This window comes from Stenotrophomonas sp. AG209, assembly GCF_003550055.1.
Lineage (GTDB): Bacteria > Pseudomonadota > Gammaproteobacteria > Xanthomonadales > Xanthomonadaceae > Stenotrophomonas.
Genome location: NZ_QXDB01000001.1, coordinates 25582 through 38868 on the forward strand (window position 1 = coordinate 25582; position 13287 = coordinate 38868).

Consider the following 13287-nt stretch of genomic DNA (forward strand, 5'->3'; position numbering starts at 1 on the left):
ACCGCACCGCCGGGCGATGCCCGGCGAGCCGTCAGTCCTGCTTCAACAGCTCGACCAGCTGGCGCAGGCGATAGGGCTTGGGCAGGAACTCCACCTGCTCCGGCAGCGGCGGCAGCTGCGAGCGCGCATAGCCGGAAGACAGGATCATGCGTGCCTGCGGCTGCTCTCGGGCGACGTGCTCGCTCAGTTCGATGCCGGACATGCCGTTGGGCATGCTGATATCGCTGAACACCACGTCGAAGCGCGCTTCGCCCTTGAGCAGCTCCGCCGCCTCGTGGCCATCGGCGGTGGTGGCCACCTCGATGCCGAAATCGCGCAGGGCCAGGCCGATCATCTCGCGCAGATCGTTCTGGTCCTCCACCATCAGTACGCGGATCGGTTCATCGGTCATGGGCTGGGTCCTCCGTTGCGGGTAGCAGCAGGCTGACCGTGGTGCCGACACCGGGCGTGGTGGACACATCGACGAAGCCGCCGCTCTGGGTAGTGAATCCGAACACCTGGCTCAGGCCCAGGCCGCTGCCCTTGCCGATGTCCTTGGTGGTGAAGAAGGGTTCGCTGGCGCGCTCGGCGATGTCAGCGGCCATGCCATGGCCTTCGTCACAGACGCTGAGGGTGACATAGCCGCGTTGCAGCGTCGTGTCCGCATCCGGGTCGAGCCGATGTTCCAGCGCGGTTCCGATCAGGATGCGCCCGCCATCGATGGTGGCCTCCACGGCATTTGCCACCAGATTGGCCAGGGCAGCCTGCAGCTGCATCGCGTCGGTGCACACCTGCGGCAGGCCCGGCGTGAGGCAGGCGTCCAGCGTCACCGTGGGCGGGCAGGCGCGCTGCAGGCCCGGCAGCCATTGCCGTACCAGCGTGTTGATGTCCAGCGGTTCGCGGATCAAGGTCTGGCCCGTGCTGAAGGCCAGCAGCTGGCGGGTCAGCAGGGCGCCGCGGTCGGTGGCCGCCTGCGCAGCGTCCAGCAGCTCGGCGGCGCGGGCATCGTCACCGCTGACGCGCAGCGACAGCAGGTCCAGTGCGTTGCCGATGGTGGTCAGCAGGTTGTTGAACTCGTGCGACAGGCCGCGGCTGAGCCGGCCAACCGTCTCGAACTGCTGGGTGTTGCGCAGCGCGCGCTGGGCATCCCGCAGCAGTCGCTGTGCCTGCCATTGCTCGGTGATGTCGCGGGTGATCTTGACGAAGCCAAGCAGTTCGCCGGCTTCGACGACCGGCTCGATGACCACGCTGGCACGGAACGACGAGCCATCACGGCGTACCCGCCAGCCTTCACTGGCAACATGGCCCTGCTGCGCCGCGAGGCGGAGCAGGCGCTGCGGTTCGCCGGCCTCGCGGTCGGTGGCCAGGTAGAAACGACCGAAGTGCGTACCCACCACTTCATCGGCTGAATAGCCCTTGATGCGCTCCGCGCCCGGGTTCCAGCTGCAGACGATGCCTTCGGGATCAAGCAGGTACAGCGCATGGTCGCGCACGCTGTCGATCAACAGTCGCAGTTGTCGGGAAGGGTCCGTCAGCACGGACGTCGTAGAAGCGGCAGCGTCCACGTGGAAATAAGTGTTACCCCTGAGAGGGACGTGAAGCTAGGCAGTGCAGTGTGAAGGATGCGTGCACGGCAGGCACGTGCCATTGGTCCTGTGCGGCTGAATGCGACAGGGAGTACCATCACCCACCCTTTGTCTTCTGGAACCGACCTGCATGCGTCCTGGTGCGACTACGCGTGACCGCTGGATCTGGATGACCTCTGCCGTACTGCTGTCGGCGACCATCGCGCTGGAACTGGTGGTGCCGCTGGGATACGCGGTCTGGCTGGCCTACTTCCTCGCCGTGGGCGTCACGGTGTTCCAGCGCAGTGCGCGCGCGCCGTTCGTGGTCGCGATGATCGCCTGTGTCCTGCTGGTGATCGGCTTCAACGTGGCGCCAGCCAGCAACAACTCGTCGTTCTCGTTCGTCAACCGCACCATCGGTGGCTGCGCCTTCCTGATGATCGCGCTGATCGTCTCGCGCGCGATCCAGGCCCGGCGCCAGGCGATGCGTGCGCTCTGGCTGCAGGAGGCCGAGAATGCGGTGGCGATGAGCCTGCGCGGCGACCTCGGGCCGGAGCAGATCGCAGAAGCGGCGGCAACGCACCTGGCCGGCCAGCTGGATGCCGATGTGGGCGCGGTCTATCGCCTGGAAGGTGGGCGACTGCAGTTGACCGGTGGCATGGCGCTGCCTTCTGGCACGCCAGCGTCGCTGGCCCTGCAGGAAGGCCTGGCCGGGCAGGTGGCGCGTGACGAGCGGATCCGCCACCTGTATGGCGATGACGCCGCGGTACTCGACCTGCAGACCAGCCTCGGGCGTGTGCCGGTGCGCGAGCGGATCCTGGCGCCGATCAGCAGCGACGGCGCCGTGGTCGGCGTGATCGAACTGGGCCGCGCACGCATCGGCGGGCAGCGCGACCTCGACGACGAACTGCTGGAGCGCTGCGCCGAAACGATCGGCATGGCGCTGCGCGCCTCGCTGCTGCGCGCGCAGCTGGTGGTGCTGCTGGAGGAATCGCAGCGCCAGGGCGAGGAGCTGCAGGCCCAGCAGGAAGAACTGCGCGTGGCCAACGAGGAACTGGAAGAGCAGAGCCGCAGCCTGATGCAGTCGCAGGGACACCTGGAGCAGCAGCAGGCCGAGCTGGAACAGAGCAACGTGCAGCTGGAAGAGCGCACCCACGAGCTGGAAGCGCAGAAGCAGGCACTGCTGGTCGCGCAGAGCCAGCTGGTACGCAACAGCAACGAGCTGGCTGCCACCTCGCGCTACAAGTCCGAGTTCCTGGCCAACATGTCGCACGAGCTGCGCACGCCGCTGAACAGTTCGTTGATCCTGGCCAAGCTGCTGGCCGACAACAAGGACGGCACGCTCACCGCAGAGCAGGTGAAGTACGCACGCGCGATCCTGTCGTCCAACAACGACCTGCTGGCGTTGATCAACGACATCCTGGACCTGTCGCGCATCGAGGCCGGCCATGTCGAGCTGGCCGACGAAGTCGTGGTGGTGGACAGCGTGCTGCAGCGCCTGCGCGAGACGTTCGAGCCGATGGCGCGGCAGAAGGGCCTGGCCCTGCAGATCGAGGCCGATGCGCTGGCGCCAAGCCAGCTGGTGGCCGACAACCAGCGCCTGCAGCAGATCCTGAAGAACCTGCTTGCCAATGCGCTGAAGTTCACCGAACACGGCAAGGTCAGCCTGCAGGTCCGTGCAGGGGGTAATGGCCGTGTCCGCTTCGAAGTCTGCGATACCGGTATCGGCATCGCCCACGAGCAGCTGCAGGTGATCTTCGAGGCCTTCCGCCAGGCCGACGGCAGCACCCGGCGTCGCTACGGTGGCACCGGCCTGGGCCTGTCGATCTCGCGCGATCTGGCCGAACGCATGGGCGGCACCATCCAGGTCGACAGTGAGCCTGGCCGCGGCAGCTGCTTCATCCTGGAGCTGCCGCTGCAGGGGGCGCCTGCGCTTGAAGCGGATGCGGCGCCCGCTGCTGCCGTCGCGGCGCCAGCGGTTGCGCCTGTGCATGTACCCGCGCCCGCTGCGCCGGTGATTGCATCCGGCGCGGTCACGGCGGAGGCCAGCGTGGCCGACGACCGTGGCCGGCGCCAGCGCGCAGGCCGGCTGATCCTGGCCGTGGAAGACGATGCCACCTTCGCCGAAGCGCTGGTGGTGCTGGCCCACGAGCTGGACTTCGACTGCGTGGTGGCCAGCACGGCGGAAGAAGCGCTGGCACTGGCCAGCGAGCTGCGCCCGAACGGCATCCTGCTCGATATCGGCCTGCCCGATGTGTCCGGCCTGAGCGTGCTGGAGCGCCTGAAGCGAAATCCGGACACCCGCCACATCCCGGTCCACGTGGTTTCGGCGATGGAGCGCGGCCAGGTCGCACGCGAGCTGGGTGCGATCGGCTTCGCGATCAAGCCGACCACGCGCGAGCGGTTGGTGACGGCCATCGAGCAGCTGGAACAGACCAGCCAGCGCGACATGCGGCGCCTGTTGATCGTCGAGGACGACAGCGAGCTGCGCCACAACCTGGAACTGCTGCTGGGCCGCGATCAGCTGCAGATCGTTGCAGTGGGTACCCTGGCCGGCGCGCTGGAACAGCTCAGCACGGTTACCTTCGACTGCATGGTGATGGACCTGTCGCTGCCGGATGGCAGTGGCTACGACCTGCTCGAGCACATGGCCGGCAACGATGACGTCGGCTTCCCGCCGGTGATCGTCTACACCGGCCGCGCGCTCAGCCGCGAGGAAGAGCAGCGCCTGCGTCGCTATTCCAAGAGCATCATCATCAAGGGCGCGCGCTCGCCCGAACGCCTGCTGGACGAGGTGACCCTGTTCCTGCACAGCGTCGAGGCCAGCCTGCCGACCGACCAGCAGCGCCTGCTGCGCGAGGCGCGCCGGCGCGACACCGTGCTCGACGGCCGTACCGTGTTGCTGGCAGAAGACGATGTCCGCAACATCTTCGCGCTGTCCAGCGTGCTCGAACCCCTCGGCGTGACGCTGGAGATCGCGCGCAATGGCCAGGAAGCGGTCGATCGCCTGGCCGAGCGCGAAGTCGATCTGGTGCTGATGGACATCATGATGCCGGAGAAGGACGGCCTGGCCGCGATGCGCGAGATCCGCGCGCAGCGCCACCTGCAGGACCTGCCGATCATCGCGCTGACCGCCAAGGCGATGCCGGACGACCGTGAGCGTTGCCTGCAGGCCGGTGCCAACGATTACATCGCCAAGCCCATCGATGTCGACAAGCTGGTCTCGCTGTGCCGGGTCTGGTGCTCGCGGCAATGAACGAGCAGGCCCTGTTCGACCTGGAGTTGAAAGTGCTGCTGGAAGCGCTGTACCAGCGCTACCACTACGACTTCCGCAGCTACGCGGTGTCGTCGCTGCGGCGGCGCATCCGCCAGGCGATGCAGCGCTACGAGTGCGAGCGGCTGGCCGACCTGCAGCACCGCCTGCTGCACGAGCCGGACCTGTTCGCGCAGGCGATGCAGTTCTTCACCGTGCAGGTGTCGGAGATGTTCCGTGACCCGGCCTATTTCCGCGAGCTGCGCGAGCAGGTGGTGCCGGTGCTGCGCACCTATCCGTCGGTGAAGCTGTGGGTGGCCGGTTGCAGTACGGGCGAAGAAGTGTGGTCGCTGGCGATCCTGCTGCACGAGGAAGGCCTGCTCGAGCGCAGCATCGTCTATGCCACCGACATCAATCCGGCAGCGCTGGCCACCGCCGAAGCCGGTGCCTATGGCATCGACCGCATGGCCCAGTTCAGCCGCAACTACCTGGCGGCCAGCGGTACCGCTTCGCTCTCCGACTACTACGCCACGGCCTACGATGGCGCGGTGTTCGACCGCCAGCTGCGCCGCAACGTGGTGTTCGCCGACCACAGCCTGGCCACCGACACTGTGTTCTCCGAAGTGCACCTGGTGTCGTGCCGCAATGTGCTGATCTATTTCAACCGCGACCTGCAGGATCGCGCGGTGGGCCTGTTCCGCGAAGCACTGGTGCATCGCGGCTTCCTTGGCCTGGGCAGCAAGGAATCGCTGCAGTTCGGTCGCCACCACGGTGCGTTCGAGGTCTGCTCGCGCGAGCATCGCCTGTACCGGAAGGTCGCCTGATGGCGTCGCTGACACGCCCGGCCGTGCTGGTGATCGGCGCCTCTGCCGGTGGGGTCGCGGCTCTGCAGGCGGTGCTCGGCGCGCTGCCGGCGGCGCTGCCCGCGCCGGTGCTGGCCGTGCTGCACCTGCCACGCGACCGCAGCAGCCGCATCGCCGAAGTGCTGGCGCCGTACTGCGCGCTGCCGGTTCGCGAGGCCGAGGACAAGCAGCCGCTGCAGCCCGGCACGGTGACCTTCGCGCCACCGGACTATCACCTGCTGGTGGAAGACGCCGGTTCGCTGGCGTTGTCGGTCGACGCCCCGGTGCTGTTTTCGCGCCCGGCCATCGATCCGCTGTTCGAGTCGGCAGCGGCGGTGTTCGGTGTGCAGGTGCTGGCCCTGCTGCTGACCGGTGCCAGCAGTGACGGCAGCGAAGGGGTGGCCGCCGTGCGCGCCGCTGGCGGCCGCGCCTGGCTGCAATGTCCCGAGGAGGCCGAGGCATCGATGATGCCGGCCTCCGCCCTGCAGCACGCTGGCGCTGATGCCGTGCTGCCCCTTGAACTGATGTGCCGTCGCCTGAAGGAGTTGTTTGCATGAACCTGCTGCCACCGGACCCTGCGCAGTCGCAGACCCCGGTCAACCTGCTGATCGTCGATGACGTGCCGCAGAACCTGGTAGCCATGCAGGCGCTGCTGCAGCGCGAGGGCGTGAACCTGCTGCTTGCGGGCTCCGGTGCGCAGGCGCTGGAGCTGCTGCTGGAGCACGAGGTGGCGTTGGCATTGCTGGACGTGCACATGCCGGAGATCGACGGCTTCACCCTGGCCGAGCTGATGCGCGGTTCGCACCGCAGCCGCGATGTGCCGATCATCTTCCTGACCGCCTCGCCGGATGACCCGGTGCGTGCCTTCAAGGGCTACGAAACCGGCGCGGTCGATTTCCTGCACAAGCCAGTCGCCCCGCAGGTGATCCTGAGCAAGGTCAACGTCTTCATCGAGCTCTACCAGCAGCGCCAGCTGCTGAAAGCGCGCAACGAGGCGCTGGAACGTTCGCTCAAGCTCAACGAGACGATGGCGGCCGTGCTTACCCATGACCTGCGCACGCCGCTGTCGGCGATCCTGCTGTGTGCCGACAAGCTGGCGCTGGAGCTTCCCGGGGACAATGCCGGTGCGCAGCAGACCCTGAAGTACCTGGAAGCCAGCACCCTGCGCATGGCGCGGATGGTCGAGCAGCTGCTGGACTTTTCGCGGATCCGCAGCGGCGGACTGCGCCTGCAGGCCAGTGCCTGCGATCTTGCGGAGGTGACGCGTGCAGTGGTGGCCGAAGCGGGCAGCGCCCACGGCCACGCGCGGGTCCATCTCGACATGCAGGGCGATACCCGCCTGCAGGGTGATCTGGATCGGCTCGGCCAGGTCGCCGCGAACCTGGTCGGCAATGCGCTCACCCATGGCAGCGAGGCGAGGGTGGAGGTGGACGGCCGCGATCCGCGCAGCGTGCTGCTGCGGGTGAGCAACGCCGGGCGGATCGACGACGCGCTGCTGCCGCGATTGTTCGAGCCGTTCAAGGCCAGTTTCCACCCCAGCAATGGCCTGGGGCTGGGCCTGTACATCGTTGATCAGTTCGTCCGCGCCCACGGCGGCCGCATCGGCGCGCGCAACGAGGCCGGGCAGGTGGTGTTCGAGGCGACGCTGCCACGGCGCTCTGAAAGCCCGGGAACCGCGGCAAGCTGAATTCTTCAGCAAGCGTGGCGTGGATCTGAGACGGGCTCGTCCGCAACTGCTACCGTTGCGGTACATATTGCCAAGGAAGCACCATGCCACTGCGTGCGATCGCCTATGTCAGCCGGGCGCTGCCGGATCTCTCCGCTGGACGGCTGCAGGCGCTGGTGGACGATGCGGCCCGCTTCAACAAGATGGCCGGGGTGACCGGCGTGCTGCTGCACGACGGCAGGCGTTTCCTGCAGTACATTGAAGGGCCGCCGGATGGCATCGACTCGGTCTACGAACGCATCCTGCAGGCCGGCAGCCATATCGACATCATTGAACTGGCGCGCGGCCGCCTGGGACAGCGCCAGTTTCCGTACTGGTCGATGCGCGCGCTGCCGGTGGAGGAGGCGCTGTTGCGCCAGCTGTCATCCAGTGACTGGTCGGGTTTTACCCGTACCCTGCAGGGCGATCGCTCCGCACCGACGCCGGTGGATCTGCTCGACAACGTTGTGCAGCCAGCGCTGCACGCCGGCTGAGCGTCAGCGCCAGGTACCGCCGCCGCAATAGGCGGCATGCAGCGCCTGCAGCACGCCCAATGCGGGCCCTTCCTGCATGCGGTAGTGGATGGCCTGCGCTTCGCGCCGGGTCGCCACGATGTCCAGTTCGCGCAGCACGGCCAGGTGCTGCGACAGCGCGGATGCGCTCAATCCGGTCAGCGCCTGCAGTTCCGGTACCGGGGCTTCGCCTTCGACCAGGCGGCACAGCACGCGCAGGCGGGCAGGATGGGCCAGGCGCTTGAGCAGCGCAGCAGCCTGTGCGGCGTGCTCGGCCATCGCGGCGCTGTCGAGCGGGGTGCCGGGCATGGTTGACCTTTTTGTTTAGAAGCGTCTAATTTAGATAAATCTAAATAAAAGGGCAATCCCATGAATGGCGTGAATGAGGGCAGGGCATGAACCTGCCTTGGACTGCGGTGGCTGGCGGGGCGCTGATCGGCGCCGCCGCGGTGCTGTTGCTCGCCACCCTCGGCCGCGTGGCCGGTATCAGCGGGATCGCCGCAGGCATCCTGCGCGCAGCGAATGGCGAGCGCGGATGGCGCTGGGCCTTCCTGTCCGGCCTGCTTGCAGCGGCCGGGCTGGTGCTGTGGTGGCAATCGCTGCCCGACGCGTCGCCGCGGGTACTGCTGCGCGACGCCTTGCCTGCCTGGCAGTTGATCGGCGCCGGCCTGCTGGTGGGCTTCGGCACCCGCTTGGGCAGTGGCTGTACCAGTGGCCACGGCGTCTGTGGCATGGCGCGCGGCTCGAAGCGCTCGCTGCTGGCGGTGCTGGTGTTCATGGCCTGCGCGATGCTCACCACCTTCCTCATCCGCCACGGCGGAGGCCTGGCATGAGCCGCGCGACAGGGGCCGCGGCAGCGGCAGGTGCGCTGTTCGGCGCGGGGTTGGCGCTTTCGGGGATGACCGATGCGCGCCGTGCAATCGGCTTCCTCGACATCGCGGGTGATTTCGATCCCACCCTGATGTGGGTGCTGGGCTCGGCGATGCTGGTCAGTGCGGTCGGGCAGCGCTGGGCGCTGCGCCGCGCGCAGCCGTGGTTCGCGGTGCGATTCCAGCTGCCCAGTGCGCGTGATGTCGATGCCCGCCTGCTGCTGGGTGCCGCACTGTTCGGTATCGGCTGGGGATGGGCGGGCTACTGCCCGGGACCGGCCATCGCCGGGCTGGCAGTCGCATCGCGTGAAGCACTGTGGTTCGTGCCTGCGATGCTTGCAGGTTTCTGGCTGCACGATCGCGTCGTCCGTTGAGGCTTCACCCCTGTGTCACCCTGCGTGCGGTCAGATCCAGGGTTCACGGGGAAAGGAGCGCAACGACATGGTTCGGATGAAGTGGACGGGCAGGGCAATGCTGGCGGTCGCACTGGCCGCTGCGGTGGCACCGGCGCTGGCCTGCACGCGCGCGGTGTACCTGGGCGACAACGGCGATGTGATCACCGCGCGCTCGATGGACTGGAAGGTCGACGTGGCGACCAACCTCTATGTACTGCCGCGCGGCATCGCGCGCACCGGCCAGGCCGGGCCGAAGTCGCTGGCCTGGACGGCACGCTACGGTTCGGTGGTGGCCACTGGCTACGACGTATCGACCACCGATGGTATGAACGAGAAAGGCCTGGTGGCCAACCTGCTGTGGCTGGTCGAATCGGAGTATCCGCAGCAGCGCGGCAACAAGCCGGGCCTGGCGATCTCGCTGTGGGCGCAGTATGTGCTGGACAATTTCGCGACCGTGGACGAGGCGGTGGCGGCGCTGAAGCGTGAGCCGTACTCGATCGTCACCGACAAGGTGCCGGGCGAGGACCGCCAGGCAACGCTGCACCTGTCGCTGTCCGATGCGACCGGCGACAGTGCCATCGTCGAGTACATCGGCGGGCGCCAGGTGATCCACCATGACCGCCGCTACCAGGTGATGACCAACTCGCCGATCTTCGAGCAGCAGCTGGCACTCAACAGCTACTGGCAGCAGATCGGTGGCACGGTGATGCTGCCGGGTACCAACCGCTCGTCCGACCGATTCGCGCGTGCGTCGTTCTACATCAACGCCATTCCCAAGGCCGAGGATCCGGTGGAAGCGCTGGCCAGCGTGTTCAGCGTGATCCGCAATGCGTCGGTGCCGTACGGCATCACCACGCCGGGCGAGCCGAACATCTCATCGACGCGCTGGCGCACGGTGGCCGACCACAAGCGGCGGTTGTACTTCTTCGAATCGGCGCTGACCCCCAACACCTTCTGGGTCGATCTGAACAAGGTCGATTTCGGCGGCCAGGTGCTCAAGCTCGACCTTGGGAAGGACCAGCGCAATACGTTCGCCGGCGATGCACTGGGCCACTTCGTACCCAGTGCACCGTTCGCCTTCCTCGGCATCGACGGCTAGCGCGCGGCCTGGTCCGGCACGTCCTTCGGATAGACCGCCAGCACGCTGCAGCCCGGGCGGGCGAAGCGCGGCGTGCTGGCGCGCATGTCGCCGGGGATCCCGGACGGCGTCTCCACGATGCGATCGCCCGGGTTGCCACAGATCAGGCCGTTCTGGAACCCGGACTGGAATTCCACCGAGGTGGCCCCGGCCAGGATCGAGCAGCTGCCGGCAAGTTCGACGCGGTAGTACCGGTTGCCGCCATTGCGGCGCGGATTGGTCTCCACCACCACGCCCTGGGGATCCTCGTTCCAGCTGCGCACATGGCGGGTGGCGAAGCAGAATGCAGGCGAGGCCTGGAAGGTATGGCGCGGGCTGCTGTCGCCACGGCTGGTTTTGCCCGTGGCGGTCACGTTCACCCGCGGCAGGGTGGCCGCGTACAGGCGGCTGCTCTGGCGTGCGGTGCTGGCGAATTCCCGGTTGTCGATGGGGGTGACACTGCCGACGCCGCAGCGGCGGCCATCCACCATCACCTGTTCGCTGGGACGGCCGCAGGCCCAGCCTGAAGGTGCCTCCAGCCGCAGTGCGCTGGCTTCGTTGACGCCCGGGCAGGCTGCGTTGAAATCGATGCGGTAGGCCTGGCCCTTGCCGTCACGGACCGCGATGGCGGTCGGCGTCTCCTGCTCGACCTGGCGTACGTCACGTGCGTCCAGGCAGTGCGGTGCGGGTGCGATGCGCTCGGCGGCCGGTGGCGTGGCCGGGGCCTGGGCCTGGGCGGCCAGGGGAAAGACGCTGGCCAGTGCCAGCGGAAGCAATCGGATCATGCTGTTCATCCTGCCATCCCTGCGTCTGGAACCGTCTGGAACATAGCATGGCCGGCGCCGGGGCCGCGTTGCAGGGAAATGTCAGCACGCGCACACTCGTCATATGGGCGCGATCTTCCACCTGCGGCACTACGGCCAGGCCACCGGCCTGGACCGCCACGACTATGCGCAGTGGGTGCTGCCGCTGCAGGGCGAGCTGCAGTTCGAGATGGAGGGGCGCGGTGGGCGCTTGGACCTGCTGCAGGGGGCGTTCGTTGCAGCCGGCGAAGCGCATGACCAGATGGCCGACGGTCCCAATGGTTTCGTGATTGTCGATTGCGCGCCCGGTGTGCTCGATGACGATACCCAGCAGCACCTGTGCCGCCAGCGCTGGCTGCATCTGCCACTGGCGCTGCGGCAGCGCCTGGCGCAGGTGCGTGAGGGTCAACCGTTGCCGCCCCTGCTGCCGCAGCTGCTCCAGGTGTTTGCACCGGCGGGCAGTGGTGCGCGCATGCAGGGCCTGTGCGCGGCGGTGCAGGTCGATCCGGGCCAGGCATGGCCGGTAGCACGCATGGCCGCCTTCGTCGGTGTCAGCGAGAGCCGGTTGCATGCGCTGTTCCAACGCGAGTTCGGGCTGAGTCCTCAGGCCTGGCTCAGTGCCAGCCGGTTGCGTTGGGCCAAGCACCAGCTGCGCACCAGTGCGGCGCCGATCAGCGATATCGCGCTGGCCGCAGGCTATTCCGAGCAGAGTGCACTGACCCGCGCGCTGCGTCGTGAGTGCGGGCAGACGCCGGCCGCCTGGCGCAGGAGCGCCGGACTGTAGCGTCGAGCCACGCTCGACTGCTTCTGCACCGACCACCTCGCGAACGGCAGTCGAGCATGGCTCGACTCTACAAAGGCGGGAGGGCAGTAGCCTCGGTCAAGAGCGCCCCACCGGCGAGCGCTTACACTGCGCGGCCTGTTCTCTCCCCCCGAAGAACCCGAATGCGCAACAACCCGATGGCCCTGGGCATCGCCAATGGCGTTGCCGCTGGCGCGCTGTGGGGCGTGGTCTTTCTCGCGCCCGCCGTGCTGCAGTCGTTCAATGCGTTGCAACTGTCGGCCGGTCGCTACCTGGTCTATGGCCTGATTGCCGTCGCTCTGTTGCTGCCGCGCTGGAAGCGGTTGGCACCGCGGCTGGGCCGTGCCGAATGGTTCGGGCTGCTGTGGCTGAGCCTGGCCGGCAACCTGGTGTATTTCCTGCTGCTGGCCACGGCCGTGCAGTGGGCCGGTGGCGCGGCGGCATCGCTGATCGTCGGCCTGATTCCGGTGGTGGTCACCCTGGTCGGCGTGCGCGAGCAGGGCGCGGTGCCGTTGAAGCAGCTGCTGCCGGCGCTGGGCCTGTGCGTGCTCGGCGTGGCGCTGGTGGGCTGGGAAGCCCTGATGTCCGAGCATCTGGCAACACCGTGGCGGCAGCGCCTGATCGGCCTGCTCTGTGCATTCGGTGCGCTGTTTTCGTGGGCGCTGTACTCGATCGGCAACAGTCGTTGGCTGGCACGCCGACCGGACCTGTCCAGCCACGACTGGTCGTTGCTGACCGGCGTCACCACCGGCGGCCTGGCCCTGCTGCTGGTGCCGATGGCCTTCATCGGCCACAGCGGCACCCACACGGCGGCGCAGTGGGGGGGCTTCTGGGCGATCAGCGCGGGCGTGGCTGTGGTGGCCTCGATCCTCGGCAACGCGTTCTGGAACCGCGCCAGCCGCCTGCTGCCGTTGACCCTGACCGGGCAGATGATCGTGTTCGAAACCCTGTTCGCGCTGCTGTATGCCTTTGCCTGGCAGCGGCGGTGGCCCTCGCTGCTGGAAGCGCTGGCGATCGTGTTCCTGGTGGCCGGCGTGATGCTGTGCGCGCATGCGCATCGCACGCCACGGGCGATCGCCGAACATGCCGGCTGAATGCGGCCGTCAAGCGTACTGATGGCCGCTTGGTCTCAGATGCAACCAAATGCCAGCACGTTGGCCGATGATCGCGGCAACGATTTTTTGCATCGCAGCACTTGACAGCGGCCCGGCGCACGGTGTTTTCTGTGCGTCATGGTCCTTGATGCCGCCCACGCCAGCCTGATCGCCCCCGCCACCGCGGGCCGTTCGACTGCGCCGGTCGCCACCACCACCATTACCACCACCACCGTCACCACTGCCCTGGTGCGGCCCGTCGTCTTCGTGTAACTCCCGAAAACCACGGCCCCGCACCATCCAGGTGGCGGGGAAACTCGACACCTGCATGCGACGGGGCCTCCTACCGAG

Annotated in this window: 15 protein-coding genes; 11 read left to right on the forward strand and 4 right to left on the reverse strand. The window is 67.7% G+C overall.

Translation table 11 applies throughout. The features are described 5' to 3' along the window. Window positions 1-31 precede the first annotated feature (31 nt). The gene (locus tag DFO63_RS00145) at window positions 32-391 is read right to left on the reverse strand and encodes a response regulator (RefSeq protein WP_014036985.1); all 360 of its coding nucleotides are present in this window, start codon (window positions 389-391) and stop codon (window positions 32-34) included. Continuing rightward, window positions 381-1517: a PAS domain-containing sensor histidine kinase gene (locus DFO63_RS00150; RefSeq protein WP_049445863.1), complete on the reverse strand. Its 1137-nt coding sequence runs from the start codon at window positions 1515-1517 to the stop codon at window positions 381-383. Before DFO63_RS00150 ends, DFO63_RS00145 begins: the two co-directional genes overlap by 11 nt. Window positions 1518-1695: 178 nt before the next feature. On the opposite strand from DFO63_RS00150, the gene DFO63_RS00155 reads away from it, so the two are divergent. The 5 genes from DFO63_RS00155 to DFO63_RS00175 all read left to right on the forward strand — a co-directional run bounded on the left by DFO63_RS00155 (window position 1696) and on the right by DFO63_RS00175 (window position 7838). Then, the gene (locus tag DFO63_RS00155; RefSeq protein ID WP_119006163.1) at window positions 1696-4800 is read left to right on the forward strand and encodes a response regulator; all 3105 of its coding nucleotides are present in this window, start codon (window positions 1696-1698) and stop codon (window positions 4798-4800) included. After that, window positions 4797-5621 (forward strand): CheR family methyltransferase, encoded by an 825-nt coding sequence (locus DFO63_RS00160; RefSeq protein WP_119006164.1) that lies wholly within the window; start codon window positions 4797-4799, stop codon window positions 5619-5621. The genes DFO63_RS00155 and DFO63_RS00160 overlap by 4 nt, the downstream gene beginning before the upstream one ends. Continuing rightward, window positions 5621-6196, forward strand: coding sequence for a chemotaxis protein CheB (locus DFO63_RS00165; RefSeq protein WP_119006165.1), 576 nt, complete (start codon window positions 5621-5623; stop codon window positions 6194-6196). Before DFO63_RS00160 ends, DFO63_RS00165 begins: the two co-directional genes overlap by 1 nt. Further along, window positions 6193-7326: a hybrid sensor histidine kinase/response regulator gene (locus tag DFO63_RS00170; RefSeq protein WP_049445868.1), complete on the forward strand. Its 1134-nt coding sequence runs from the start codon at window positions 6193-6195 to the stop codon at window positions 7324-7326. The genes DFO63_RS00165 and DFO63_RS00170 overlap by 4 nt, the downstream gene beginning before the upstream one ends. A gap of 83 nt (window positions 7327-7409) precedes the next feature. Beyond that, on the forward strand, window positions 7410-7838 hold the full coding sequence (locus tag DFO63_RS00175; RefSeq protein WP_049445870.1) for a BLUF domain-containing protein: 429 nt from the start codon (window positions 7410-7412) through the stop codon (window positions 7836-7838). A 3-nt stretch (window positions 7839-7841) separates the two neighbouring features. Here the strand turns inward: DFO63_RS00175 and DFO63_RS00180 are convergent, their stop codons facing one another. After that, complete coding sequence (locus tag DFO63_RS00180) at window positions 7842-8165, reverse strand: metalloregulator ArsR/SmtB family transcription factor (RefSeq protein WP_049445873.1); 324 nt, start codon at window positions 8163-8165, stop codon at window positions 7842-7844. Window positions 8166-8251: 86 nt separating this feature from the next. Between DFO63_RS00180 and DFO63_RS00185 the strand changes: the two genes are divergently transcribed. The 3 genes from DFO63_RS00185 to DFO63_RS00195 all read left to right on the forward strand — a co-directional run bounded on the left by DFO63_RS00185 (window position 8252) and on the right by DFO63_RS00195 (window position 10219). Beyond that, the gene (locus DFO63_RS00185) at window positions 8252-8689 is read left to right on the forward strand and encodes a YeeE/YedE thiosulfate transporter family protein (protein ID WP_049445875.1); all 438 of its coding nucleotides are present in this window, start codon (window positions 8252-8254) and stop codon (window positions 8687-8689) included. Continuing rightward, window positions 8686-9099, forward strand: coding sequence for a DUF6691 family protein (locus DFO63_RS00190; protein WP_119006166.1), 414 nt, complete (start codon window positions 8686-8688; stop codon window positions 9097-9099). Before DFO63_RS00185 ends, DFO63_RS00190 begins: the two co-directional genes overlap by 4 nt. 67 nt (window positions 9100-9166) lie before the next feature. Next, a complete protein-coding gene (locus DFO63_RS00195; protein ID WP_119006167.1) occupies window positions 9167-10219 on the forward strand; it encodes a linear amide C-N hydrolase in 1053 nt (350 codons plus the stop codon). On the opposite strand, the gene DFO63_RS00200 is transcribed toward DFO63_RS00195, so the two are convergent. Then, a complete protein-coding gene (locus tag DFO63_RS00200) occupies window positions 10216-11022 on the reverse strand; it encodes a DUF6491 family protein (RefSeq protein WP_259337329.1) in 807 nt (268 codons plus the stop codon). The two genes, DFO63_RS00195 and DFO63_RS00200, sit on opposite strands and share 4 nt — an antisense overlap. Window positions 11023-11125: 103 nt before the next feature. Between DFO63_RS00200 and DFO63_RS00205 the strand changes: the two genes are divergently transcribed. From DFO63_RS00205 to DFO63_RS22245, 3 genes are all read left to right on the forward strand, one after another. Then, a complete protein-coding gene (locus DFO63_RS00205) occupies window positions 11126-11824 on the forward strand; it encodes an AraC family transcriptional regulator (RefSeq protein WP_014036997.1) in 699 nt (232 codons plus the stop codon). A 161-nt stretch (window positions 11825-11985) separates the two neighbouring features. After that, window positions 11986-12936: a DMT family transporter gene (locus DFO63_RS00210; RefSeq protein ID WP_014036998.1), complete on the forward strand. Its 951-nt coding sequence runs from the start codon at window positions 11986-11988 to the stop codon at window positions 12934-12936. A 138-nt stretch (window positions 12937-13074) separates the two neighbouring features. Beyond that, window positions 13075-13209, forward strand: coding sequence for a hypothetical protein (locus DFO63_RS22245; RefSeq protein ID WP_005413160.1), 135 nt, complete (start codon window positions 13075-13077; stop codon window positions 13207-13209). The last annotated feature ends 78 nt before the right edge of the window (window positions 13210-13287 follow it).